General features: G+C 38.1%; 20 protein-coding genes. 3 read left to right on the forward strand and 17 right to left on the reverse strand.

Annotated elements, in window-relative coordinates:
• Positions 1-91 precede the first annotated feature (91 nt).
• From recG to P3U61_RS07570, 5 genes are all read right to left on the reverse strand, one after another.
• The gene (gene recG / locus P3U61_RS07550) at positions 92-2,137 is read right to left on the reverse strand and encodes an ATP-dependent DNA helicase RecG (protein ID WP_014614128.1); all 2,046 of its coding nucleotides are present in this window, start codon (positions 2,135-2,137) and stop codon (positions 92-94) included.
• 2 nt (positions 2,138-2,139) lie between these two features.
• Positions 2,140-3,009, reverse strand: coding sequence for an L-serine ammonia-lyase, iron-sulfur-dependent, subunit alpha (gene sdaAA, locus P3U61_RS07555; RefSeq protein ID WP_031254141.1), 870 nt, complete (start codon positions 3,007-3,009; stop codon positions 2,140-2,142).
• A gap of 18 nt (positions 3,010-3,027) precedes the next feature.
• Complete coding sequence (gene sdaAB / locus P3U61_RS07560; RefSeq protein ID WP_014614130.1) at positions 3,028-3,693, reverse strand: L-serine ammonia-lyase, iron-sulfur-dependent subunit beta; 666 nt, start codon at positions 3,691-3,693, stop codon at positions 3,028-3,030.
• Positions 3,694-4,666: 973 nt separating this feature from the next.
• Positions 4,667-6,331 (reverse strand): fatty acid kinase catalytic subunit FakA, encoded by a 1,665-nt coding sequence (gene fakA, locus P3U61_RS07565; RefSeq protein ID WP_014614131.1) that lies wholly within the window; start codon positions 6,329-6,331, stop codon positions 4,667-4,669.
• 12 nt (positions 6,332-6,343) lie between these two features.
• Positions 6,344-6,718: an Asp23/Gls24 family envelope stress response protein gene (locus P3U61_RS07570; protein WP_014614132.1), complete on the reverse strand. Its 375-nt coding sequence runs from the start codon at positions 6,716-6,718 to the stop codon at positions 6,344-6,346.
• 332 nt (positions 6,719-7,050) lie between these two features.
• On the opposite strand from P3U61_RS07570, the gene rpmB reads away from it, so the two are divergent.
• Positions 7,051-7,239: a 50S ribosomal protein L28 gene (gene rpmB, locus P3U61_RS07575; RefSeq protein ID WP_014614133.1), complete on the forward strand. Its 189-nt coding sequence runs from the start codon at positions 7,051-7,053 to the stop codon at positions 7,237-7,239.
• A 70-nt stretch (positions 7,240-7,309) separates the two neighbouring features.
• Here rpmB and P3U61_RS07580 read toward each other — a convergent pair whose 3' ends face one another.
• Genes P3U61_RS07580 through rsgA form a run of 3 tightly spaced genes read right to left on the reverse strand, consistent with a single transcriptional unit; the run spans position 7,310 to position 9,476 of the window.
• Positions 7,310-7,951, reverse strand: a complete 642-nt coding sequence (locus P3U61_RS07580; protein ID WP_063284327.1) for a thiamine diphosphokinase — start codon at positions 7,949-7,951, stop codon at positions 7,310-7,312.
• On the reverse strand, positions 7,951-8,601 hold the full coding sequence (gene rpe / locus P3U61_RS07585) for a ribulose-phosphate 3-epimerase (protein ID WP_063284326.1): 651 nt from the start codon (positions 8,599-8,601) through the stop codon (positions 7,951-7,953). Before rpe ends, P3U61_RS07580 begins: the two co-directional genes overlap by 1 nt.
• Positions 8,601-9,476: a ribosome small subunit-dependent GTPase A gene (gene rsgA, locus P3U61_RS07590; protein ID WP_014614136.1), complete on the reverse strand. Its 876-nt coding sequence runs from the start codon at positions 9,474-9,476 to the stop codon at positions 8,601-8,603. Before rsgA ends, rpe begins: the two co-directional genes overlap by 1 nt.
• Before the next feature lie 370 nt (positions 9,477-9,846).
• On the opposite strand from rsgA, the gene P3U61_RS07595 reads away from it, so the two are divergent.
• Positions 9,847-11,046: an IS110 family RNA-guided transposase gene (locus tag P3U61_RS07595; RefSeq protein ID WP_308412405.1), complete on the forward strand. Its 1,200-nt coding sequence runs from the start codon at positions 9,847-9,849 to the stop codon at positions 11,044-11,046.
• Positions 11,047-11,222: 176 nt separating this feature from the next.
• Here P3U61_RS07595 and P3U61_RS07600 read toward each other — a convergent pair whose 3' ends face one another.
• The 9 genes from P3U61_RS07600 to coaBC form a co-directional block, all read right to left on the reverse strand.
• On the reverse strand, positions 11,223-12,491 hold the full coding sequence (locus tag P3U61_RS07600; RefSeq protein ID WP_101458208.1) for a cytochrome P450: 1,269 nt from the start codon (positions 12,489-12,491) through the stop codon (positions 11,223-11,225).
• Between the two features lie 759 nt (positions 12,492-13,250).
• Entirely contained in the window at positions 13,251-15,257 is a 2,007-nt protein-coding gene (pknB, locus tag P3U61_RS07605; RefSeq protein ID WP_323695684.1) for a Stk1 family PASTA domain-containing Ser/Thr kinase, read from the reverse strand.
• A complete protein-coding gene (locus P3U61_RS07610) occupies positions 15,254-15,997 on the reverse strand; it encodes a Stp1/IreP family PP2C-type Ser/Thr phosphatase (protein ID WP_014614139.1) in 744 nt (247 codons plus the stop codon). Before P3U61_RS07610 ends, pknB begins: the two co-directional genes overlap by 4 nt.
• Before the next feature lie 6 nt (positions 15,998-16,003).
• Positions 16,004-17,098: a dual-specificity RNA methyltransferase RlmN gene (gene rlmN / locus P3U61_RS07615; protein ID WP_014614140.1), complete on the reverse strand. Its 1,095-nt coding sequence runs from the start codon at positions 17,096-17,098 to the stop codon at positions 16,004-16,006.
• A 5-nt stretch (positions 17,099-17,103) separates the two neighbouring features.
• Positions 17,104-18,405, reverse strand: coding sequence for a 16S rRNA (cytosine(967)-C(5))-methyltransferase RsmB (gene rsmB, locus P3U61_RS07620; RefSeq protein WP_100006723.1), 1,302 nt, complete (start codon positions 18,403-18,405; stop codon positions 17,104-17,106).
• Positions 18,406-19,338: a methionyl-tRNA formyltransferase gene (gene fmt / locus P3U61_RS07625; RefSeq protein ID WP_014614142.1), complete on the reverse strand. Its 933-nt coding sequence runs from the start codon at positions 19,336-19,338 to the stop codon at positions 18,406-18,408.
• Positions 19,331-19,816, reverse strand: coding sequence for a peptide deformylase (locus P3U61_RS07630; RefSeq protein WP_014614143.1), 486 nt, complete (start codon positions 19,814-19,816; stop codon positions 19,331-19,333). Before P3U61_RS07630 ends, fmt begins: the two co-directional genes overlap by 8 nt.
• 256 nt (positions 19,817-20,072) lie before the next feature.
• Positions 20,073-22,481, reverse strand: coding sequence for a primosomal protein N' (priA, locus tag P3U61_RS07635; RefSeq protein WP_014614144.1), 2,409 nt, complete (start codon positions 22,479-22,481; stop codon positions 20,073-20,075).
• Entirely contained in the window at positions 22,478-23,683 is a 1,206-nt protein-coding gene (coaBC, locus tag P3U61_RS07640; RefSeq protein WP_041613233.1) for a bifunctional phosphopantothenoylcysteine decarboxylase/phosphopantothenate--cysteine ligase CoaBC, read from the reverse strand. The genes priA and coaBC overlap by 4 nt, the downstream gene beginning before the upstream one ends.
• 837 nt (positions 23,684-24,520) lie before the next feature.
• Between coaBC and P3U61_RS07645 the strand changes: the two genes are divergently transcribed.
• Entirely contained in the window at positions 24,521-25,795 is a 1,275-nt protein-coding gene (locus P3U61_RS07645; protein ID WP_063284602.1) for a class III lanthionine synthetase LanKC N-terminal domain-containing protein, read from the forward strand.
• Positions 25,796-25,800 lie beyond the last annotated feature (5 nt).

A 25,800-nucleotide genomic window follows, 5' to 3' on the forward strand; every position in this document is an offset into this window, starting at 1 on the left:
CGACTCCATTTTATTTTAACATGTTTACAGCACAGTTCAAAATGATTTCATGTCACATCAACACGCGAATATCAGGTCATTTGACTACCGATTAATCAAAGCTTTGGTACAACACTTTATCTTCAATAAATGTCCGCAACCGTTCAAATTCATTCGTAAAAAACACACCTGACTGCATTAATTGAGCTGCTTCATCTCTCGCTACTTCTAACATGCGATAATCCTCGACCAAATTGCCCACTAAAAAGTCAGGCAAACCACTTTGTTTCACACCAAAGAAATCGCCGGGCCCCCGCATTTCTAAATCTTTCTCACTCAATTCAAACCCGTCCGTCGTTTGCGTCATAATTTGCATACGTTCGATTCCTGTTTCTGTTTTAGGGGAAGCAATGAGTACACAATAACTTTGAAAATCACTACGACCTACACGACCACGCAATTGATGTAACGTCGACAACCCGAAACGATCCGCGTCATAAATCATCATAAAAGTCGCATTGGGCACATTCACACCGACTTCAACAACGGTTGTTGCAACAAGGACATCGAGTTCATGTGCACTGTACCGATGCATGACGTCATCTTTTTCATCTGCGCTCATTTTCCCATGTAATAAACCGATTCTTCGCTGTGGTAACGCTACTTGTAAATTTTCATACAGTGCAATCGCGTTTTGGACGTCTTCTAAATGTTCCGAGCTTTCGATAAGCGGTGAAATGACATACGCCTGTCTCCCTTGTCGCAACTCGCGTTCCATATGTTCAATGACTTGGGCGTATTGCTCATGTTTCACCCAGTAAGTTTCAATCGGTTTACGGCCTTTTGGTAAACTTTTAATTGAGGAGACATCCATTTCACCAAATACTGAAATGGCGAGCGTTCTAGGAATCGGTGTTGCAGTCATAAAGAGAACATTGCTGAGTGCACCTTTTTCACGTAACTTTTGACGCTGTTGCACCCCAAAACGATGCTGTTCGTCCGTAATCACAAGACCCACATTATGAAACGCCACATCATCTTGAATCAATGCATGTGTACCAATCAAGCAATCAATTTCGCCATTTGCTAACCGTTCAAGCAAGAGCTGACGTTTTTTCCCTTTGACAGAACCAGTTAACAGCGCTACGTTCATATACGGTCCAAATAATTCGACCAAACTTTCCGCATGCTGTTCCGCTAAAATCTCTGTCGGTACCATCAATGCTGATTGGTATCCTGCTGTTTTCATCGCATACATACAAATCGCCGCTACGACCGTTTTACCGGAGCCCACGTCCCCTTGTAATAAACGGTGCATACGTATTGGTGCTTTCAAATCACGAAAAATTTCATTCACACTTTGTTTTTGCCCCTCTGTCAGCTCAAAAGGCAACGTCTCTATAAACGTTTTAACTTGCTGAATATCATATTGTACTTCTATCGCTTCTTCTGACATTTTTTCCATACGATTGAGCCACTGCATACGAAGCTCAAACATAAAAAATTCTGTAAAAGCAAACGTCCGGCGTGCACGTAATAACGATTGCTGATCTTTCGCTTCATGAAGGGCATGTATAGTATCATGTAACGTTTCTAACTTGTATTGTTCACGCATCGAAGCCGGCAACCATTCATGAATTGTAATGTCTTGTAGTGTTTGTTGAATCATATCGCGCAACGTTTTTTGTTTTAACCCTTCTTTCACACGATAAACAGGTGTAAACTGCGCATCCGCTAACTGCGACAGATCAAAAAACATTTTCTGACCATTAATTTCTTGTTTACGGCGAGACCATTTTCCTTTAATAACGACCGTCTCATGCAACTGAATTTTATTTTTCAAATAGGGTTGATTGAAGAACACTGCTTTGACCGCAATCCCATTAATCATGAGATGAACTGTCAATTTTGAACGATTTCTTCCAAAAAAAGCGACAGTGGGGGTTGAATATACTTCCCCGCGAACTGTCACATGAGATTCATCTTCAGCCGTCGTCAAATCAACCAACGTATTATCTTCATAACGCGTCGGTAAATAAAGCACCAAATCTTGAATGGTATGAATATTCATTTCGTTTAAAATGGCCAACCGTTTAGGACCTAACCCTTTGATGTCCTTAAGCGCATAAGGATTTTCAATGAGGTTTAACTTTGTCATTATTAATCACCAAAAATCTGTTGTTTTAATCGCTGACCTGTTGGTGTACCCGCTAAGCCACCACGACCTGTTTCACGCAAAGCAGATGGCATCGTTTGACCAATTTTATACATCGCATCAATGACTTCATCTGTTGGAATGCGAGATGTAATACCTGCCAATGCCATATCCGCTGACACAATCGCATTGGACGCGCCCGCCGCATTACGTTTTACACAAGGTACTTCCACTAAGCCTGCCACTGGATCACATACGAGACCTAACATATTTTTAAGACAAATCGCAAAACCTTCTGCAGATTGTTGCGGTGATCCGCCAGCTGCTTCAACAATTGCCGCAGCTGCCATTGCACTTGCTGAACCGACTTCTGCTTGACAGCCACCTGCCGCACCAGAAATAGACGCATTGTTCGCTACAACAAAACCAAAAGCACCCGACGTGAGTAAAAAGTTCAACATATCTTGTCGGTTTAATTGTAATCTATTTTTAAGTGAAAATAAAACACCAGGAACAACGCCAGCAGAACCCGCAGTAGGTGTTGCACAAATTTTCCCCATCGCTGCATTCACTTCATTTGTCGCTACTGCTTTACTTACTGCATCTAACACTAGATTACCTGCTAATGCTTGGCCGCTTTCGATGTATTGTTTCATTAAGACCGCATCGCCACCCGTTAATCCTGTTTTAGAAGTGACCCCTGCTAATCCTTCTTCAAGTGCATTTTCCATCGTTTGTAAATTACGATCCATGTGCGTATACACTTCTTCAGCTGTCATACCCGTTACAGCCATTTCTTGCTCTAACATAACTTCATAAATCGCTTTATTCTCCGCTTCACATCTCTCAATTAATTCTTTGACACTTTTAAACATTTTCACGTCTGTCATCATTTAATTATCCCCCATCAACGAAACTGTTACGACACCTGGAACTTGTCGAATCGCATCTAAAATCTTGTCATTCACTTCATCGTCCAGTTCACACGTCATTAACGCTTGATCACCTTTTTCTTTTCGTGACACTTGCATACTGCCGACGTTAATACCGTCATCACCTAAAATATTGGCAACTTTACCAATCGTACCAAATGTATCTTGATGAAATACGAGTAATGTCGGATAGTTACCACTAATGGCTAATGGAAAACCGTTAATCGCGACAATTTCAATTTTACCGCCACCAATCGATACGCCTTCAACAGAAATATTTTTTACTCCATCGGTCATGTCGATAATTGCTGTGTTTGGATGTGAACGTTCTTCACTCATTTCAATAAAGTGTATGCGCATGCCGGCCTCTTTTGCAGTTTCGAGACTCGTTACAATGCGATCGTCATCTGTGTCATAGCCGAGTAATCCCCCGACTAATGCGACGTCTGTACCGTGCCCTTTGTATGTTTCCATAAATGAGCCGTATAGATAGATGTCTGCCCGTTCTGGTTGTTTGCCGAATAGATCTCTTGCGACAAGACCGATTCTGACGGCACCTGCTGTATGTGAAGATGACGGACCAACCATTGTAGGTCCGATAATATCAAATACGCTTTTATATTTCATTTTTGCTCCCCCCGTTTTTGACCATCAAATGTGTCTCTTTATTATATCAATGTTCTTTGTAGAATGTAATTTTTGTTGTTTTTTATTATTTGTGTTTGATTGTGTTGTTTTTCCTATATGGTTTTGAACATTTGGTGTTTGTGATACGTTTGGTTTTGATGCGGTGTTTTTGATACATTTCAGGTTATAATGTCGCGTTGGTTTTGACATTGTAGTGTATTGGATACGTTGGTTTTGACATTGTAGTTCACAGAATACTATTCCTTTAACATTTCAGTTATTTGGATTGCTTGCCACCCTCACGTTCCTAGGCGCTCGCTTCAACTCAATTCGGCTTAATTGTGGTGTACATGGGGTGGTTGCCGAATTGGATTTTGGGAGCAGTACAGTAATCTCATGTGTAACAAAGATTTCGTTGTATTGCCCCCGCAAGGCTGACTGGGCTTCTCAAAAGCAAGCGTATTGAGAAGTCAGACAACTACTGCGATAACCATTAACCACTTTCAAGGTTTAAAGACATGCATTTGTATTGAACTCTATGCCTCAGGAGTCTTGGGTGGCTTTGGCAATCTCTGGCATCGTTTTTGAGCCGTCATGATACATGGAAGGCATGTCCACTTGTTGCCTAAGAACAGTTCAATAGACTTAATGCCTACACCATTACACTTCTGTACCAAGAAGCACCTTTGAAAATCAAAAGCAGTCCATTTTAACTACAGTTTCAAAAAGGCATATGCTCATTTTCAATACCCTTTTCTAGAATTATCAAGACACACGATGCAAATCAAAAAAATATACTAACATTAAGTAAACATCAAGTGGTGAGTTGATTTCTGCCCTAGGAATGCGAAAGTTAAGTTCGTCAATCTGATAACAACGCTCTACTCCGTAATACGGAAAACCCAACGACCATTAAAAAGCATCAAACAACGATGATACGTCGTCTGATGCTTTTTAGGTTCTATCAATCAAACTATTCTACTGCAAATAAGTATGGATAAATTGGCTGTTGACCGTCTTGTACTTCAACTTCAACGTCTTCATAGTGCTCACCTACGAATGTTTCAATCCAATCTGTTAATTCGCTCTCCGCTTCTTCACCTGTGATAATCGTTAAAATTTCACTATCTTCGCTTAACATGTGATTTAAAGTATCTTTCAATACGGTTTGCTTATCTCGGTCACTTGCGATGATTTTATCTTCTACAAGTCCCATGAAAGCACCTTTTTCAATTTCGATACCGTCAATTTTCGTATCTCTCACGGCATAAGTCATCGCACCTGACTGGATGTCGTCAATAGCTGCAGTCATTGCTTCTTCGTTAGTCGCTAGGTCCGCGCTTTCATCATAATGGAACATGGCTGCGATACCTTGTGGGACAGTACGTGTTGGAATAATGATTGTTTCAACTTCAACAATATCTGCTGCTTGTTGACTCGCCATTTGAATATTTTTATTATTCGGTAAAATAATGGCACGCTTACAACCACTGTCGTTAATCACTTTGACAATGTCTTCAGTTGAAGGGTTCATCGTTTGACCGCCACTAATGACATGTGTCGCACCCATTGATTTGAACAGCTTTGTAATGCCGTCACCCATTGAAATGGTAATGACCGCTGTTTCTACAGTTTGTGTTGTATCATTTGTATTTTTTGTTTTAGATTGATGTGCTGCTTCTTTACGTAAAACTTCACGGTGTTGTTCACGCATATTTTCAGCTTTAACTTTAATCAATTCACCGTACTTTTGACCGAATGAAAAGACTTCACCTGGTGTTTCTGTATGAACATGGACTTTCACGATTTCGTCATCACTAATTACCAATAATGAATCCCCAAACTGGCTCATTTCTTGTCTAAAGTCAGCTTCATCAAACGGTGCTTTATCTGCTTCGAAACGCACCATCATTTCTGTACAATAGCCATAGACGATATCATCTGTATCAATAACCCCATGAAAATCGTGTTCATCATTAAAGAAAGCTTCACGATCGACTTTCGGTGCTTCTGCGACAATTTTTTCACCTTTCATCGCTTTAAGGAAACCTTCATAAACTAATGTCAGGCCTTTACCACCGCTATCTACAACGCCGACTTCTTTCAGCACTGGTAATAAATTAGGTGTATTTTCAAGTGACTTTTGCGCTTCTTCATAAACATACGCCATCACTTCCAAACAATCGTCTGTTTCTTGCGCTTTTTTAACAGCTGCTGCACCGGCATCTTTAGCGACAGTCAAAATTGTCCCTTCTACCGGTTTCATGACTGCTTTATAAGCTGTTTTAACACCAGCTTCAAAACTTTCCGCGAATTGTTTGACATCAATTTCTTCTTTATCTTCTAATGCTTTTGAAAATCCGCGGAAAATTTGAGATAGAATAACACCAGAGTTGCCTCGTGCGCCCATCAATAATCCTTTAGAAAAAGCTTTACCTAAGTTCCCAATATGAGCCGTCAAATGGGCCTGTACTTCTTCACGTCCAGAAGTCATTGACAAGTTCATATTTGTACCTGTATCCCCATCAGGCACAGGGTAAACATTTAATGCATCCACCATGTCCGCATTATTTGATAAATTTTGTGCCCCTTGTATAATCATGTCGGCAAATAGATTACCGTTGATCTTCGTTATCATGCAAATATCCTCCTATTTGTCTTTCCCGTCATTATTAAAGCGCACGCCCTGAACAAAAATATTCACAGAGTTGACTTTAAGTTTTAATGTATTTTCTAAAGTATATTTCACAGTTGATTGCACGTTTTGCGCAACTTCTGAAATTTTCACACCGTAACTTACAATAATGTGCATATCTACGTCTAATACACCATTATCTTCCCTCACTACGATCCCTTTCGCATAGTTTTCATGTCCTAAAATTTCAGCAATACCGTCTCTCACTTGTTGACGTGAAGCCATTCCAACAATACCATAACATTCTACAGCTTTACCGCCTACAATTGACGCGATTACTTCATTTGAGATATCGATACTTCCATAATCATTTGTAATTTCTAAAGCCATCCTTTTCGCCTCCTATTTACAAATTCACTCTTTTATATCATCTATCACTATATTTATTAAAATTGATTACCAATCATTAAAAAACACTCTGATTTCTAATAATATTATATTACTATATCTGACGAGTCGTTGCCAATATACGCATGTGCACGATTACATTTTCTCATATTTCAGTTAATCACAGTTTCAAATTATATCAGAAAGTGCATAACACAAAAAGTGATTTATGAAAATATAACCTAACTTTTTATTGCATGTCAATTATTAATGTGGTATATTACCTTAGTATGTAGTAGAAAAGTGTATTTGTATTTCTTAAAGGAGGTACGATGATGGGTAAAGAATGTTTCGTAACAGGACGTAAAGCTTCAACAGGTAACAGACGTTCACACGCGTTAAACTCAACTAAACGTCGTTGGAATGCTAACTTACAAAAAGTTAGAATCCTTGTTGATGGTAAACCTAAAAAAGTTTGGGTTTCAACTCGTGCTTTAAAATCAGGTAAAGTTACTCGCGTATAATTAACAACATATATCGAAATAAAAAACAGGTCTTTATGTGGGAGACCTGTTTTTTTATTGATACTCATTTTTACTTATCTCGACTTCTCATGACATAGACGCCACCTCGATGAACGATGACCTCTCCTTGTTTTGCATCAAATTCGTTTGAGACTGTTAAAGTTTCGCCTCGATTCAACTGCTGCTCGCACAATTCATATTTAAAGCCTTTTAATGAAAGTACGACTTGATCCACCCCTTGCATAAACGAAACATAACGATAAGCTGTATCATTTTGTAATACATGCTGACCTTTAGTTAAATATTCGATTTCATTTTGTTGATCAATGAGTTGAATACGCACCGCTTCAAAATCAGGGTGTTGCAGGAGTTCCATAGCGCCCATAAAATGATCTAAACGTCCACCTGTTGCCCCAAAAATTTGAATATGATGATACCCTTGTTCCGCTGCAGTGCGTACAGCAAGGGCTAGGTCTGTATCGGCTTTTTCGGCTGGTACGGGCTCAATGGCAATGCGTGATTGTACCCATTCGCGTTCACTTTCAGAAATTGAATCAAAATCGCCTACCGCAAAGATTGGCGTAATATTGTGTTGTAATAAAATCATCGTCCCTCTATCTACGCCCCCCCATGTTTGATGGCGTTGGTTGTCGAACAATGCTTCTGGCAATTCGCGATCACTACAGAGCAAGCCAATGACTTTATCATTCATTACAGTTCACCTTTTAAACGTTGGTTCGCTTCTTTATAGTCTGCTCGGCTAAAGAAATACGAACCTGTTACTAACCAATCTGCACCTGCTTCAATGACTTGTTTCGCTGTTTGATCATTAATACCACCGTCGACTTCAATTTTAAAGTCAAGTTGGCGATTTTTTCGTATGTCATCTAATTGTTTAATTTTATCTACGGCAGCTGGAAGGAATGCTTGACCGCCAAAACCTGGATTCACAGACATGACTAAGACGAAATCCACCTCCTCAATGATCGCATCTAAAGCATGTACAGGTGTCCCTGGATTGATGACAACGCCCGCTTCAACACCATGTTTCTTAATATTTTGAACCACTCTATGAATATGTGGATTACCTTCCATGTGCACTGAAATTTTGTTCACACCTTTTTCCGCAAATGCTTCGACATAGTCATTCGGCGTCTCAATCATCAAGTGTGCATCAATCGGTAAATCCGTTGCCGCACGAATCGCTTCAAGCACTGGAAAACCAATTGAAATATTAGGTACAAATTGGCCATCCATCACATCAAAATGTAATGCATCAATCCCACTTTCTTCTAATTTTGTTAATTCTTGTTTTAAGTTTAAAAAATCAGCTGATAATAAAGAAGGAAAAACTTTTGTCATTAGTATCTTACCTTTCGATTTGATATTTCATTATATAATTGTACGTAATGGTCATAACGGAATGCTGGCAATTTTCCTGCATCTAACATCGCTTTGACATGACAACGCGGTTCATTAATATGATAACAATCTCTAAATTTACAGTATGCCCCTAATTCGGCAATATCGATAAAATAGTCTCGCAAATCTTCTTTTTCAATATGATCAAAATCGAGCGCACTAAAGCCAGGTGTGTCGGCGATATGACCTTGCTCGCGTGGATAAAGTTCGACATGGCGCGTCGTATGCTTGCCTCGGTTGAGTGATTGTGAAATTTCATTCGTCTCCAACGCAAGACTCGGCGCATAACGGTTGAGTAATGTCGATTTCCCTACCCCTGATTGTCCACTCAATACGGCAAGTCCAGGTGCCCAATGTTGAAATACTTCAGCCACATCATCATCTTTACCAATAAACTGTGTTTGATAACCAATTTTTTCGTAATATTTGAGAACTTCTTCAATAGCTGCTTGCTCTTCTTTTGATGCAAGATCCTTTTTCGTAATGAGTATACTCGGTTGTAACCCATATGAATGACCAATCACGAGAAAGCGATCTAACAATTGTGTTGAAAAATCAGGAGACACCGCACTCATCACGACAATGAGTAAATCGATATTGCTCACTGGCGGCCTTTTTAATTCATTACGACGTTCATGTACGTGTTGGATATAACCCGATGCATGTGTTTCCACATCAATATCCACAATATCTCCAACGATAGGCGTAATTTGCTTTTTTCTGAAGAGTCCGCGTGGTTTTGCATCAAACATTTCACCGTTGACGTCAACGCGATAGACACCGCTGATTGATTTAATAATTCGACCTGTTTTCAAATTCACACCTCTTTTTTGTTAATATCCTCAATTATTATATCAAAGCCTTATAGACAATGATATGATTTAATACTTGCAACAATTTTTGACATTAATGGATGCCATCTCATTTAAAAAACATACTAAGATTAGCTGTGAAGAAATTTATGACGATAGATTTCTTCACAGCTATTTTTTATAGTTGTAGAGAGAAGTAGATCGCGCAGTCTCGTGGATCTTTGAATCCGTAAAAAAACTGATCAGCTTTACTCTCCTTTTGAAATTCGATTGAAGTATGTTGGGTTCTAGAAACCGTGTATAGGAAAATGAAATGAAAAAGGCTAAGTAAAGTTAAAGATTTCTCAATTCAATAAAGAAAGGTATGATTTTTATCAATTGTTTAGGTATTGATATAGGTAAGTCAGAAAGTGTGGTCGCACATTATAAGGATGAAGTTTTGGTTAAAGAAATGGTCATTCAAAATAATCAAAATGGCTATCGTTATCTTAAAAATTACATCAAGCATCTGGATTCTCTATTTATCCTCTTTGAATCAACAGGTATTTATTCAAGAGGCATGAAACGCTTTTGTGAAATTCACAAAATAGATTACTTAGAAATGAATCCCCTAGAAGCCAAGTTCAAAACGAGCTCATTAAGATCATGGAAAACAGATAAGTCAGACGCACATAAACTCGCACTTCTTGCCTTTAGAATGAAAGATTCAAAGGTACAACGTCATCCTGAAGAGATATACTTTGAACTGAGAGAACGTGCGCGCTTTCACTTAGAAATGGAGATAAACCAAAATTGTCTCAAAGTTGAGTTAGTCGAAACACTACATCAAACATTTCCAGGGTTAGAAAAGCTATTTACTAACAGATATTCAAAAATCGCATTAAATATAGCTAAAGCATTTCCTCATCCTGATTTTGTAAGTACTTTGACTCATGATGAATTGGTGGAAAAAGTACTTCATTCAACTGATAAAGGCATTTCAGTTAATAAAGCTCACAAGTATGTCCAAAAATTAATTGAAATACAGATTAATAGTTTTCCGAATGTGGACAAGTCTTCTTTCCTCCTACAAAAAGTCCAATACTTATGCGACAAACTGCTTATTGGGATAGAAGAAATGAAAGAATTTGATCAGGAAATGATTGACTTAGCTAAAAATACAACTGAGTTTGAAAACATTATTTCAATTCCTGGCATCGGAGAACTCACAGCTGCATTGCTTATTGGGGAACTTGGTAATATTAGAGAATTTAAAACAAATAAACAATTGAATGCATTTGTAGGTATTGATATTAAACGGTATCAATCAGGAACTTCAAAAAGTAGGGATACGATCAACAAAAGAGGAAATAAAAAAGCAAGACGTTTATTGTACTTAATCATTATGAACATTATTAGGGGAAGAAATCATTATCAAAGCCATATTGTGGATTATTATTATAAATTAAGAGAGCAGCCTCATGGGAAAACCCACAAGACTGCCGTAATAGCGAGTATCAATCGCTTATTAAAGACCATTCACTACTTGATAGTCAATAATAAATTATATGATTATCAGAAAGCACCACACTAACGCAACCATATAATCATATACATCATAACACCTTATTCAAAAAAGTAAAAATTGGACGGTCTAGTTCAGTAATGTCAATTTTAATTATTGAACCCTTGACAAATCGTAGGAAAGAGACTGAGAAAACAATGCCCCAGTCCCATCTCGCTTTATTTCAGCCTATTCATACACACAAATTAAATTCTTGGATATACATTTTTAATCATCGTCCCACTTGTCACTTTACCTGGAAATTGACTTAACTTCACAGACAAGTCTTGTGGAGGTGCTACGAAATCAATTTTATTCGCAAAATATTGAATCGTTTCTTCCATCACAATCACTGTCATCCACTCACCCGCACAACGATGATTCGTATAGAAATCTCCGCCACCTTGTGGAATTAAATCAAATGGACTGCCATCCCAATTGTCAAAACGGTCTGGGTTAAATTGATATGGATTTTCAAATAATTCAGGGTCATGTGTCGTCCCAAAAATATCCAATACCGTCAATGTGCCTTTTTTCAGTTTAAAACCGTCAAATTCAACCGTTTTCTTTAATCGACCTGGTAAAAATGGCACAAATGGGAAAATTCGTCGCACTTCTTGAGCGAATTTATAAGCGTAATTCGGATCGTTAGTCACTTGTAACTTTTTACGTTCTTGATCAAATTCAATCAACGCTTTCACACCATAGCTCACAAAGCGATTCACCGCAACAAGTGGACGTACAATATTCATTAAATCTACTGCACATAAGTGAGGGTCCATCGGTTGATCATTCAAATCTTTCCAATGCGCAAACTCATATAAAGCCGTTCCTGGTTCTGCATATTGCTGACCCACTCGCACCGCTTCGATTTGCTCTTGTAAAAATTGTTCAACACGTGCACGCGCCTTTTTCGCTTCACGATACCCTTTCAAAGATTGGCCGAGCCCGCTAAACGAATCAATCATCGTATTCATATCTTCCGCATTTTGCACTGCTTGTTCATCTGTTTGTCTTAAACCTGCCCAGCGAAAACCGACTTTTGTTAAAATCAGTCCCGCTTCTTGGTAGACGTTAACTTCATCCTTATTTTGCATGCGTTCTGTATGCATAAACCAATAATTTCGTGTCAATTCACGTAAATATTTCAAATTTTTCTCAGTCATCAAAGACATAAAAAGCGCTTTACGGTCGACATGCACTTTACCTTCTGTCGTATGAATCGCACCTTTTCCGAATAAAGTATGAACAATACGTTTCGGCAACGTCCCTTTTCTTGAAATCTTATCGTTGTCATAAAATAGTTCTGCCGCTGCTTTACCACTGATTACAACAATAGGTTTCATCCCTAATGCACGCGTTTCAAAAGCTTTCGTTCCAAACTTTTCTAGACGCTTAGGTACATAAGTATAAGCTTCGTTGATCATTTTAAGCGTATTGTCTAATCCCGTATCTTTTGGTAATTTCTTTGCCACTTTAAATCCCCCCGAAAAACAATTTTTTATCTTCTCCCCCATTATACGTGGTTAACAGCGAAATGTAATCCCAAAACCCAACTTTCAAAAGCATTCTTAGCAAATTAATCTGTTTTCTTAATCACAGATATCAGAAAGCCATTTTCAACATAAAAAACAACCGTCAAAACGAACCCCACGTCCATTTTCACAGTTGATAAATGATATGCTATTAAATGTCAACAATCTCCAATATCTCACCCACACATAATAGTGGCGAAAGATGATAAATTTATTTTTACCGAGCACAACGCAATCTATGTCTCTCTATACAAAAAAACAGATTGCTAGAACGATGCTTCCTAAAAACAAAATAGCCTTATTGATTAACAATCCTGGCAAGACTCCTGAGTGGTTATGTTAAAGGCAAAATAATGTTACTTAACTTCAAAAGTAGTTACTGTTTAACGCAGTAGCTGTCTGATTTCTCAACGCGTTCGCTTTTGAGAAGTCTAGTCAGCCTTGCGGGGGCAGTACGACGAAATCTTCGTTACACATGAGATTTCTGTACTGCTCTCAAAATCCAATTCGGCTACCACCAAATGTACACTATAATCAAGCCGAATTGAGTTGAAGGACCCACCCCTAGGAACGCGAGCCTTAGATTGCATCAATAAGGCTAAATCAATATAACAACGAAGCATCGTTCAGCAATCTGTAGGATTAAAACACACATGTCACCGAAATACTAAAAACCTAACAAAAACTACACTTCATCTTCTAAAAATCATCAAAATCAATCGTCTTTCTCGCCACTGTTTTACCATCCACTTTAATCACATATTTCGCCGATTTATTTTTCTCTATCACAAATTGCATCGTTTGCGGCGTATCTCGTGTAATATTAAACGTTTCAGCAGGGCTTTGACCATTATCATTTTTATCTGTAATAAAAACTTCTACTTTTTGAGGCTTATCATTTTCACCTGTATAAGGAATGTTCACCGTCTCACTGTACGCCTTCACCGCTGAATCACTGTCCTCATCATCTTCTTTCTCACCTGTAGATACGATAAAGCTCACCGTATCGCCCTCTTCTACATTTGTCTTTTTAGGCGAGTGATTGATAATATGATGTTTTTTCACACGGCGGTCTGAACGTTCTTTTTCAATTTTAACGACAAGTCCTTTTTCTTCTAATTCTGCTTTCACATCATCTATGTCTTTGTTCGTATAATCACCGACATATACTTGACGTTTACCGAGTGATTCTGTGACTTCAACTTTATCTTGCGTCACTGCCACGTTTTGACCTGGCTGAATACTTTGCGACTCAATATGACCTTTTTCAATATTATTCTTAGTATAGGCCGTTGTAAATGTCACATGCGTGAAGCCTAATTCTTTTAATCTTCGTTCGGCATCTTGTTTCGTCATACCTACCAAGTTCGGCATGGCTTCCACACGTTGACCTTTTGAGATGACAAGGTCCACACTGCTTTCTTGTTCCACCTTACTGCCTTCTTCTGGATCGACGGTCATCACTTGATCTTTACTGTAACGGTCACTGTAATCATATGTGACGTCACCTACAGTCAATTTATTATCTTTTAATAGTTTTTCGGCTTGAGCTCTCGATTTGCCGAGCACTTCAGGCACTTGACTATATTTATCTCCAGTCATCGCTGCACCCATAAAAATAAACAAGCTACCTAATAAAAGTAATAAAATCACACCGAAAATCCATTTTTTGCGTCCCGAGCGCTTCGGTGGCGTACTATAATAAGCAGGTTGTGGTTTCGGCTTAGGTTGTCCCTGAGGTTGCTTCTCAGGCGTGACAATTGGAATTTGTGCCGTTTCATCAACAGCTTGACCTTGTTTCGCTTGCTCAGCTTTTAACGCATTTTTATTGATGGGTACAGTTTTTGTTGCTGTACCGTCCACTTCGTATATTGCTTCATTTTGACGGGTCGGATCTAAAGTCGACATGACATCGTGCGCCATTTCTGATACTGAACGGTAACGGTGACTTTGATCCTTTTCTGTGGCTTTTAAAATAACATTACTTAACGCTTGAGGCACATCTCTTCGCGTATCTGTCACGTTCGGCACAGCTTCTTGTATTTGTTTAATTGCAATACTCACTGCCGTTTCGCCACTAAAAGGTGGATGCCCCGTCAACATTTCATACAATACAATACCTATTGAGTAAATGTCAGAACGTTCGCCTGTTTTTTCACCTTTTGCTTGTTCAGGCGATAAGTATTGGACAGTGCCAACAACATGATTCGTTTGCGTCATCGTTGTTTCACTGAGCGCTTTCGCAATACCAAAGTCTACAATTTTTAACGTTTGATTCCTGTCAATCATGACGTTTTGCGGCTTAATATCACGATGCACAATGCCACGTTCATGTGCATGACGAATCCCACTTAAAATTTGCTCGATAAAATAGAGCGCTTTTTCAGGCTTTAACGGCCCGTTCGCTTTAATGTAATCGGCTAAGGTGGGCCCTTCAATATATTCCATCACGAGAAAGAAAAAGTCGACTTCTTCACCCACGTCTAAAACACTGACAATATTTGGATGTGTCAGTATCGTCGTGTTTTGAACTTCGCTTTCAAAGCGTTGGATCGTCGCTTGCTTTTCGTTCGGTGGAATATGAATGAGTTTCACAGCGACTTGACGATTCAAAATAGTATCCATTGCGACATAAACATTCGACATGCCACCGCCACCAAGAATTTGCTTCAACTCGTAGCGGTCATCTATTAAACGCCCAATCATACAGGTTCACCTGCAATTTCAGCGAGTATAAAAGAAACATTATCTTTTGCTTCTTGTTCTTCAGCAACTGCAAGCATGTCATCACCAATCTCTTGAATAGTCTTACCCTCATTCAAGAGTTCATGCAATTGGTACGGCTTCACATAATCTGTTAAACCATCAGAATTTAAAATCAGATATTGATAAAATTGCGTACGTTTAGTGAAAATATCAGGTGTCACAAAACGATTTGTACCCATCACTTTCGTAATAATGTGTCTTCTCGGATGTACGAAAGCTTCTTCTTCGGTAATTTCACCTAACATCACGAGCTGATTGACAAATGTATGGTCAATTGTAATTTGGTCCATCGTTCGACCATTCGTTAAATACGCACGTGAATCGCCTACATTTGCGACAACAATATGATGATCAAATACTAATGCACATACACACGTCGTCCCCATGCCATGGTACTCAGGATTTTGTTGGGCTTGATCGTATAAATCACGGTTGACGATTTGAAGTTGATGTTTCAACCAAGCTTCTGCCTGCTCAGGCTCAATATAGTTTTCCGCTTCAAACCTTTCCTGTAAAGCATCTACAACAAATTGAGATGCAACTTCACCTGCTTGATGACCACCCATACCATCACATAATACTAAAAATTGTTGTTCTGTTTTATTGTAAAACACGCCACCTGCATCTTCATTGTTTTCACGAAAATCCCCTGCTACTGAAAAAAATTCTGCATTTAACATTATGTTCTACCTCGTTTCTGCTTGACGTTCCTTTGCTCTAAGTTGTCCACACGCTGCGTCGATATCTGCGCCTTGTTCACGTCTAATTGTAGCATTAATGCCTAATTTTTTTAATTCTTTTTCAAATTTAAAAATGTCATCTTTAGGCGTTTTAACATAATTACGCTCCGGAACGTGGTTCACTGGAATTAAATTCACATGACAATTTAATGGTTTAATCAATTTTGCCAGTTCACGCGCGTGCTCAAGCTGATCATTCACACCGCCAAATAAGCCATATTCAAACGTAATACGACGCTTTGTTTTTTCTTGATAATATTGAATCGCTTCCATCAATTTATCCACATCGTATGCTCGGTTAATCGGCATTAATTTTGAACGAATTTCATTATTCGCTGCATGTAAGCTCACCGCAAAGTTAATTTGAAGTGATTCATCAGCAAAATCATAAATTCTCGGTACAATACCTGATGTTGAAACTGTAATATGACGCGCACCAATGTTTAAACTGTGATCATCGTTCACTATTTTCAAAAAGTCCATCATTTCATCATAGTTTTCAAACGGCTCACCAATCCCCATAATAACAATAGAAGAGACACGTTCGTCTGTTTCATCTAACGCTTTTTGCACAGTTAAAACTTGTGAGACGATTTCACCCGCTTCTAGATTACGCTTCAGTCCGCCTAATGTTGACGCGCAAAACGTACAGCCAATACGACAGCCCACTTGTGTCGTCACACATACAGAATTTCCGTAGTCATGACGCATTAATACCGTTTCAATCGTATACCCATCTTGTAATTCAAATAAAAACTTGATTGTACCATCGCGACTTTCTTGGCGGACAACCGTTGCCAAAGTCGTTATCGTAAAGTGATCCGCGAGAAGTTGACGTAATGCTTTCGATAAATTTGTCATTTCTTCAAAAGAATCTACACGTTTATCATAAAGCCATTCGTAAATCTGCTTAGCCCGGAAACTTTGTTGGCCATTCTCTTTCAACCAACCTTGCAATTCATCAAATCTAAGTGAATAAATCGATTGTTTTTCAAAGTCTGGCAAAAATTTATTCTTCTTTTTCTTTTCTGCAGTAATCATATTGTCTACCCTTTCTTCCTTACTCTCGTTATAAAAAAGCCATCTGCATGCATATCTTGTGGCAATAGTTGCAATGTTTTCACTGGTTCATGTGTCCGAGGGTCTTCTATAGGATCAAATTCGAAATCAGGATGTGACTTTAAAAAAGTATAAATCACATTATCGTTTTCTAGTTGTTCAATGGTACATGTCGAATAAACCATTGTTCCCCCAGCTTTAAGATGCTTTGAAACATTGTCAATGATGCGTAATTGTAAGTCTACTAATCCCTTAACATCTTGTGGCGTTATCACATATTTAATTTCTGGTTTATGTCTCAAAACACCTAGCCCACTACATGGCGCATCGAGTAAAACTTTGTCAAACTGCTGGTCGTATGGTTGTGTTGCATCATGTTGCATCGCACGAATCCCTGTTAAATGCAACTTGCGGATGTTATGGTCAATGAGCTGAATTTTATGCGCATGTACATCTGTTGCGAGCACTGTTCCTTGACCATTTAAAATTTCAGCCATGTGACACGCTTTACCGCCAGGTGCACTACAGCTGTCTAACACGGCGTCACCCGGTTGTAATTCCATATATTCAGCGACAAACATAGAGCTCTTATCCTGGATACTGATCAAACCTTTTTGAAACAGTTCAGACGTCATCACGCCATGACCTGACACGTGTAGACAAACGTCAATATGAGTATCTGATTGAACTTCAAAACCTTCAGCGCGTAATTGTTCGATAGCTTCATCTACAGTGATTTGCGTACGGTTCACACGTACAGTTTGTGTTCCTGGGAGAAGCAAATTCGCCGCAATCGCTTCAGTTGTATCAGCTCCGAAATGCGTTAACCAATGTTTAATAATCCAAGTTGGTATGCTGTACTGAATTGAAAGTCTCTCAGGTTGCTTTTTAATCGCTGTGATGTCTGGTAACGGCTGCGATGTCATTTGACGTAAAATCGCATTGACCGTATTGCCTGTTTGTGCACCACCGCGCTTCTTTGCGATATTCACGGCTTCGTTAATTAAAGCATGCGTCGGCACTTTATCTAAATAAAGGAATTGATACAGACTCATCCATAACAAACGACGCACCCAACCTTTAATTTTTGTTTTCACGAATGGTTTTAAATAATAATCTAAAGTCAGTTTGCGCTTAATTGTCCCATACACGAGCTCTGTATATAAACCGCGATCAGCAGGATTTAATGGATATGTCTGTAACATCTCATTCATTTTTAAATTACTGTAAGCGCCGTCTTTCAACACTGCTTCAATTGTCATTAAACTTAATTCACGAACTGTGACCATTTAGATGAGTTCCTTTCCAACTAGAGATGTTTGGAAACCACTTAAAAATTGTGCAACAGACATTCTTTTCTTACCCGCTAATTGAATTTCTGTCAGTGCAATCGCATCGTCTGAACCTGTACCGACAATGATATGTTTTTTCGTAACATCGATTATCTCACCCGGACGCCCAGATTGACCTTTTACAAATTGCGCTTCATATAACTTCATATTTTTATCTTCAAATGTCGTGTAAGCCACTGGCCATGGAGATAAACCACGAATATGGTTGAAAATCGTGCGTGCATCTTGTGTCCAATCTATGCGTTCATCTTCACGTTGAATATTGGATGCAAAGCTCACTAACGCTTCATCTTGTGGTGTACGGTCGTTCGTCCCATTTATAATTGATGGGAGCGTTTCTTTCAATAACTCCGTACCAAGTCTACTCAACTTATCATGCATAGTCCCCACATTGTCTTTGTCTTCAATAGGAATCGCTTGTTGTGAAATGATATCACCGGCATCTAACTTTTTCACCATGTACATGATTGTCACACCTGTTTCTGCTTCACCATCAATAATCGCTTGGTGAATCGGTGCACCGCCGCGATATTTTGGCAATAATGACGCATGTACATTGACCGCGCCAAATTTTGGATGTTCAAGTAATGATTCAGGTAATAATTGACCAAACGCCGCTGTCACGATTAAGTCACATTCCGTTTGAAGTAATGTTTCAAGTTCTGCTGAGCCACTTAACTTTTCAGGTTGGTACACAGGAATATCGTGTGCAACCGCAACCTTTTTCACTGGAGGTGGCGTGAGTACCCGTTTACGTCCTACGGGTCTGTCGGGTTGAGTGACAACTGCAATCACCTCTTCAGTGTCGATTAACATTTCTAAAATTGCGGTTGAAAAATCAGGTGTCCCCATAAAAATAATCTTACTCATCTTCTAAATAAGCCTCCAATTCTGCATTTGAAATTTCTCGATCCATCATATCTACAAATAAAATGCCATTTAAATTATCAATGACATGTAAAATCATCCGAGCAATGTCATCATAAGCCGTCATTTCAACTTCATTGCCATTTAAATCGTAACTTCGAACCGTAATCATACGACTGCGCGTCACTTCACCAAAACGCCCTGGCACACTCAAGCACCCTTCAAGTTCCGTCGCTGTTTCATCTGATTGGGCAATGACTTCAGGATTGATCAGCTGCAACAAACCATCTTGCTCCATGTCGACAATTGCGACACGCTCACTCACACCAATTTGTGGTGCAGCTAACGCCTGACCTTCTGCATCATATAACGTATCTTCCAAATCTTGAATGAGATCTTTCAAATGTGCATCAAAATCAGTTACAGGCGCTGCTTTTTTCCTCAAAATCGGATGCATATGTGTTTTAATTTTTCTGATCATATCCTTCATCGCCCCTCACGAAAATTTATCATTATATTATAGCTTATTCTCACCTAAAATGCGATAGTCTCTCATCGACATCATAACAAAAAACACATCATTCATCATTATGCGTATGCAAAAAAAGGGACAAACTACTCAATGATCAATTAAAAATCTATCACATTAAGCTATTTGCCCTTTTGTTGCATGAATCATATTCGATTACCATATCACTGTATCAAAACACTGGCATATGAATACTTAGTCCAATCTATTACATCATCATATAAGGATTGATATCTATTTTAAGCCCCAACTTATTTTTCACAAACATTTCGTGGTAATAGTCATCTAAATACGTCAATGCATGGATGAGTGACGGTTCACTTTTGTATTTCACTAATATTTGGAAGCGGTACTCGTTGTTAATACGCGGAATAACTGACGGTGACGGCCCTAATATGAATGCTTTATCTGTTAAATGTTGCAACAAAATTTGATGAATATGTGTTGCTGCTTGTAGGACTTCTTTCGTCTTTTCATGCGTGATTGTAAAGTTAATTAAATAATAGTAAGGCGGATATTGTCCTAACTTACGATACTGCATTTCTTTTTGGTAAAAATTCAAATAATCATTTTGTTGTACGTCTTTAATCGCGTAATGGTCCGGATTATACGTTTGAATGATCACTTCCCCTTTTTTCTCATGACGTCCTGCACGTCCTGCGACTTGCGTCAAAATTTGAAAAGTCCGTTCACTCGAGCGAAAATCAGGCAAATTCAACATCGTATCTGCATTCAGTACGCCAACGAGGGTAATATTCGGAAAGTCCAATCCTTTCGCAATCATCTGTGTGCCTAACAATATGTCGCCGTTCCCTTCACCAAACTGTTTCAATAATTTTTCATGACTGCCTTTTTTGGTCGTCGTATCAACATCCATGCGAATCGTTCGGGCGTCAGGGAATTGTTGTTGCAGCAATTCTTCTACACGTTGGGTCCCTGTCCCCATTTGACGAATATGTTCACTTTCGCAGTTCGGACACTGAAACGGTGCTTGTTCTTGATAACCACAATAGTGACATTTCAATTGGTCACTCGATTTGTGATACGTTAATGAAATATCACAATTCGGACATTGTGGCACATGACCACAGTCGCGACACAACATAAATGATGCATACCCACGACGATTCAAAAAGAGGACGACTTGTTCTTTGCGCGCAAGTCGTTGTTCGATCGCTTCAACGAGACGTGCTGAAAACATGGAACGGTTTCCATTTGCCAGTTCTTCTCTCATGTCTAAAATCTCAACATCAGGTAATGGCTGTTGGTTGACACGTGACGGCATTGACAATAACGTATAAACGCCTTTTTCGGCACGTGCATAACTTTCCAAACTTGGTGTCGCACTGCCTAACACGAGTGGACATTGATGATATCGACTGCGCCACTCTGCAATATCTTTTGCATGATAACGCGGATAATCTTCTTGCTTGTATGTCGATTCGTGCTCTTCATCAATAATAATCATGCCAAGATTTTTAAACGGCGCAAATACACTCGAACGCGCGCCAACACTGACACGTGCACGGCCATCACGAATTTTTTGCCATTCATCATAACGTTCGCCGTTCGACAAAGCAGAGTGTAGGACGGCTACTTCATCACCAAAGCGTCGTTTAAATCGTAATACCATTTGCGGTGTTAAAGCGATTTCTGGCACGAGCATCATCGCCTCTTTACCTTGTGTGAGGACATCTTCAATAATTTGGAGATACACTTCTGTTTTGCCGGAACCCGTTACGCCATGTAGTAAAAACGTTTCAGCTTGTTGTTGACGGACCGAATGCAGTAAAGTGTCATATGCGACTTGTTGTTCTGGCGTGAGCTCACGTTTTTGTTCTTTCTCAAAAACACGTCCTTCATATGGGTTTCGTTCCACAATCGCATCATATTTTTCGATTATACCTTGTTTTTCTAACGTATTGATGGCTGAAGTAGAAAATGCCATTTCTAATAATTCTTGCAACAATACATCACGGTGACGTTCATCGAGTAAAAATACGAGGACCTCATACTGCTTTTGTTTCTTTTGCGCGGTTTCCAAATACGCTTCAGCCATTTCTGTAGACACCACTCTGACCGCACGTCGCTTTTTCTTCGTCGTATTTTGCGATAATATCGTAACAGCTTCAATATAGCCTTCTTTCAAATACGGTATGAGCTGTTCAATATTTTCATCTTGTTGCGCGTCTTTATAATAGTACAGCCCTTCATTATTAAAATACGCCACCACTTCATCAGGCAAATCCGCATCCTCTTTTAACTTGAATGCTTTTGAATATTTCGCTTTAATCGCACTGGGCAACATCGCTTCAAGAATAGAGATGCGCTTCGATAAAAAATAACGGCTATACCATTCACTTAATTGGACGAGTTCTGTCGTCAGTTCTGGCTGAATATCTTTCACTTCTAAAATCGGTCTTAATTTCTCCAAATCATATTCCGCTTCTTCATCCGGTACACATCGCATGACGTACCCTTGAATTTTGCGCGGGCCGAATGGCACAATGACACGAACCCCCGGCTGAACGATATTTTCTAAATCAGCGGGTATGGCGTAATCAAACCTTTTATCTACACTTTTCGAGGCAACGTCTACAATGACTTGCGCGATCATACATCCCATCTACTTTCTAAAATTGATAAGATTTGGAAAGCCAATTTCTTTTTAGGGCCTTTTTGAAGCGTTTCAAATGTCCCGTCTTTAAAATAAAGTGACACTTCATTGTTGTCTGAACTAAAACCAATAGACGTATCGCCCACATTGTTCGCAATAATGACATCTGCATTTTTACGCGCGAGTTTGTCTTGTGCGTAGCTTTCCATATTTTGTGTTTCTGCAGCAAAGCCTACCAGTTTTTGTGTCGTTTTGTGTTCACCTAAATATTTCAAAATGTCTTGTGTACGTTTGAACGTGACAGTCACATCACCGTTTTGCTTTTTCATTTTATGTGGCAACGGATCAACCGGTGTGTAATCTGATACGGCAGCAGTTTTGAATATAATATCTTGTTGCTTGAAACGCTGCCTTACCGCTTGAAACATATCTTCAGCTGTCGTCACTTGTACGACTTCGACATGACGTGGTGCTTCGATTGACGTAGGTCCAGTTACTAGAGTTACCTCTGCACCGACTTTTTGAAGTGCCTCTGCGATGGCGTATCCCATTTTCCCTGATGCTCTGTTCGATACAAAACGTACAGGGTCAATCGTTTCGATAGTTGGCCCTGCAGTAACAAGCACTTTTTTATCACGGAAATATGCCGATTGTATCTTTTCTGCATTTTTCTGACCTTGTCGATCGATGACTGCTTTAATTTCGAGAGGTTCCGCCATACGTCCTTTCGCTACGTAACCACATGCTAAAAAGCCTTCTCCCGGTTCGATAAAATGATAACCATCGTCTATGAGTGTTTGAATATTAGCTTGAATTCGCGGATTTTCAAACATATGGACATTCATTGCAGGCGCCATAAATTTAGGTGTCGTCGTCGCTAATAACGTCGTCGTCACCATATCGTCCGCAATACCGTGACTTAATTTTGAAATGATGTTCGCTGTCGCGGGTGCAACGACAATCGCATCCGCCCAATCTCCTAAAGCAATATGTTGGATTTCAGCTGGATTCTCTTCTAAAAACGTATTCGTATAAACTGCGTTACGACTAATCGCTTGAAATGATAATGGTGTTACGAATTGTTGTGCATGCTCTGTCAACATGACGCGCACATCATAACCCCCTTGTGTCAGTTTACTTGTTAAATCTATGGCTTTATATGCAGCGATACCGCCTGTTACAGCTAGCAAAATATTTTTCATCATTTCCACTCCTGTTTTTTTCACTCTTAAAAGCATTATAATATATTTAACGTTTTGTTTCATATGACGTTGCTTTTTAGAATCATAGCATCGGACATAAAAATTTCAGCGATTTAAATTATTATATTTTAAATCAGATACGCTTCATTGATTATTGTTCTGAATTCTACACGATTGTCATTATAAAATCGCGCTCTATGGACTTGTCTCAACTCATTTTGGTTCGATTCAAATATACATTTGATGGAATTCGGATTGGATGTTTAAGCAGTACAGAAATCTCATATGTAACAAAGATTTTGCAGGGTTCTGTATCAATATCGGTTAGTGAGACGATAACACATTAAGCAACGTTTTTGTGGTTCAGTACGTTTTTTATATTCACTTATAAACACCCTAGAAATCATTTAAATTCAATTCCTAAAATTCCAGAAATTTCTGTCACCATACTAATAATGAAATATGCTTGTATTTTACATTATATTCTTATAGCCAAACACTGAATTTATTTTGATGGTTCTGTTGCAAAGTCGAAAAAACTGAATAAGTAAAAAGTGAATTTAATTGTATATAGGTAATAGTTGGATTAATCCTAAAATTCCCACATTCATAAATTTCTGAAAATTCATTGATTTCCTTTTTTTTTGTGTGATAATATTTAAATACATTAACTTTAAAGGAGGTGTTAAATATGAAAGAGATTTTAAATTTACAAACTTTTTAATCTGAAAATTCAAAAAAATCTTATCCAGGTACTACACCATAAAAGTACATAATTATAGAGGACGCTAGTTAGCGTTCTCTATAATTTATGTTATAAAAAGGAGATATAATAAATTGGCTTATTTTAACTCTTTAACTAATGGAGTGATTCGAAAAAAAATTTATAAGTTAGTAGGATCAATTAACAATTTACCTTCTTATGGTTTTAAAATACATATATCTAGTGAGCCTTTAACAGCTCAAGAATTATTAAATATAGTAGAAGCGTATTGTATTGAGAATGAGCTAACCTATAAATATATTTTTAAAAAAGAAGATTATTATGCTTCTTTAAAAAAAGACTTTGATAGATTTTCTTCAGGAAAATTTATTACTATTTATCCTCCTACAGAATTTATATTCAAAAAAGCCTTGTATGATTTAAATGAATTGTTAGGTGAAAAATATAAAGGACCATATATTTTAAGTGATAAACAATATAGTGGTTCGAGCACTTTATATTATAGATATGGACGCATGAAAGAAGAAGCACCATATAAAATAACTAAAAATGGTAAATTTTATATAGACAATAATCGTTCTTTATATGAATTACCTGATTGGATTGAAGAACCTTTTCCAGTTGTTGATAATCAAGAGAGTAATTATCTATTAAAAACATATAAAATTGAAAAGTGCATACATCTATCAAATACTGGAGGAGTATATTTAGGAGTAAATAAGAATAATGAAAAGTATATTATTAAAGAAGCTAGACCATATGTTGGATATTCTGCAAATTTAAAAGATGATAGTGTTGTTTATAGAAAGAATGAATTCAACAACTTTAATAATATGTCAAATTTGTTGAACGTACCTAAAACAAAAGAGAGCTTTTTTGATTCTGGTCATTTTTTTACTGTAGTTGAATATATAAATGGATATACCTTATTTGATATCTTTGAAAATAATAATCTTTTAAACCACTATCTACCAACTAAAGAAAAAAAAGAAGAATTTCTATTTAAATTAATAGAGCAAGTAAAATGCGTTCATAAAATCAACTTTTATATTGGTGATATTTCGTCAGTTAATATTATGTACAATAAAAATGACAATAAACTTTACTTTATAGACTTAGAATATTCAGGTTTTGGTGAAAGTACTACTTATACTGAAAACAACACTCCTGGTTTCAAAGTAAAATCAGATAAATTAAATGTTTTTGAACAGGATATTCAAAGTTTAGCTTTAACATTTGCCTCAATGTTTTTTAAAGATAGAGAGGAAGTAACTTCCAATACCAATTTAATAAAGTATCATTTGAGAAGAGTTGAAAAATTAGGAATTATTACATATAAAACGTATAAAACTCTATTGAAAATGATTTTTGAACCTGGATTTTTTTAACTTTA

It is taken from the genome of Staphylococcus pseudintermedius (genome assembly GCF_034042775.1).
GTDB lineage: Bacteria > Bacillota > Bacilli > Staphylococcales > Staphylococcaceae > Staphylococcus > Staphylococcus pseudintermedius.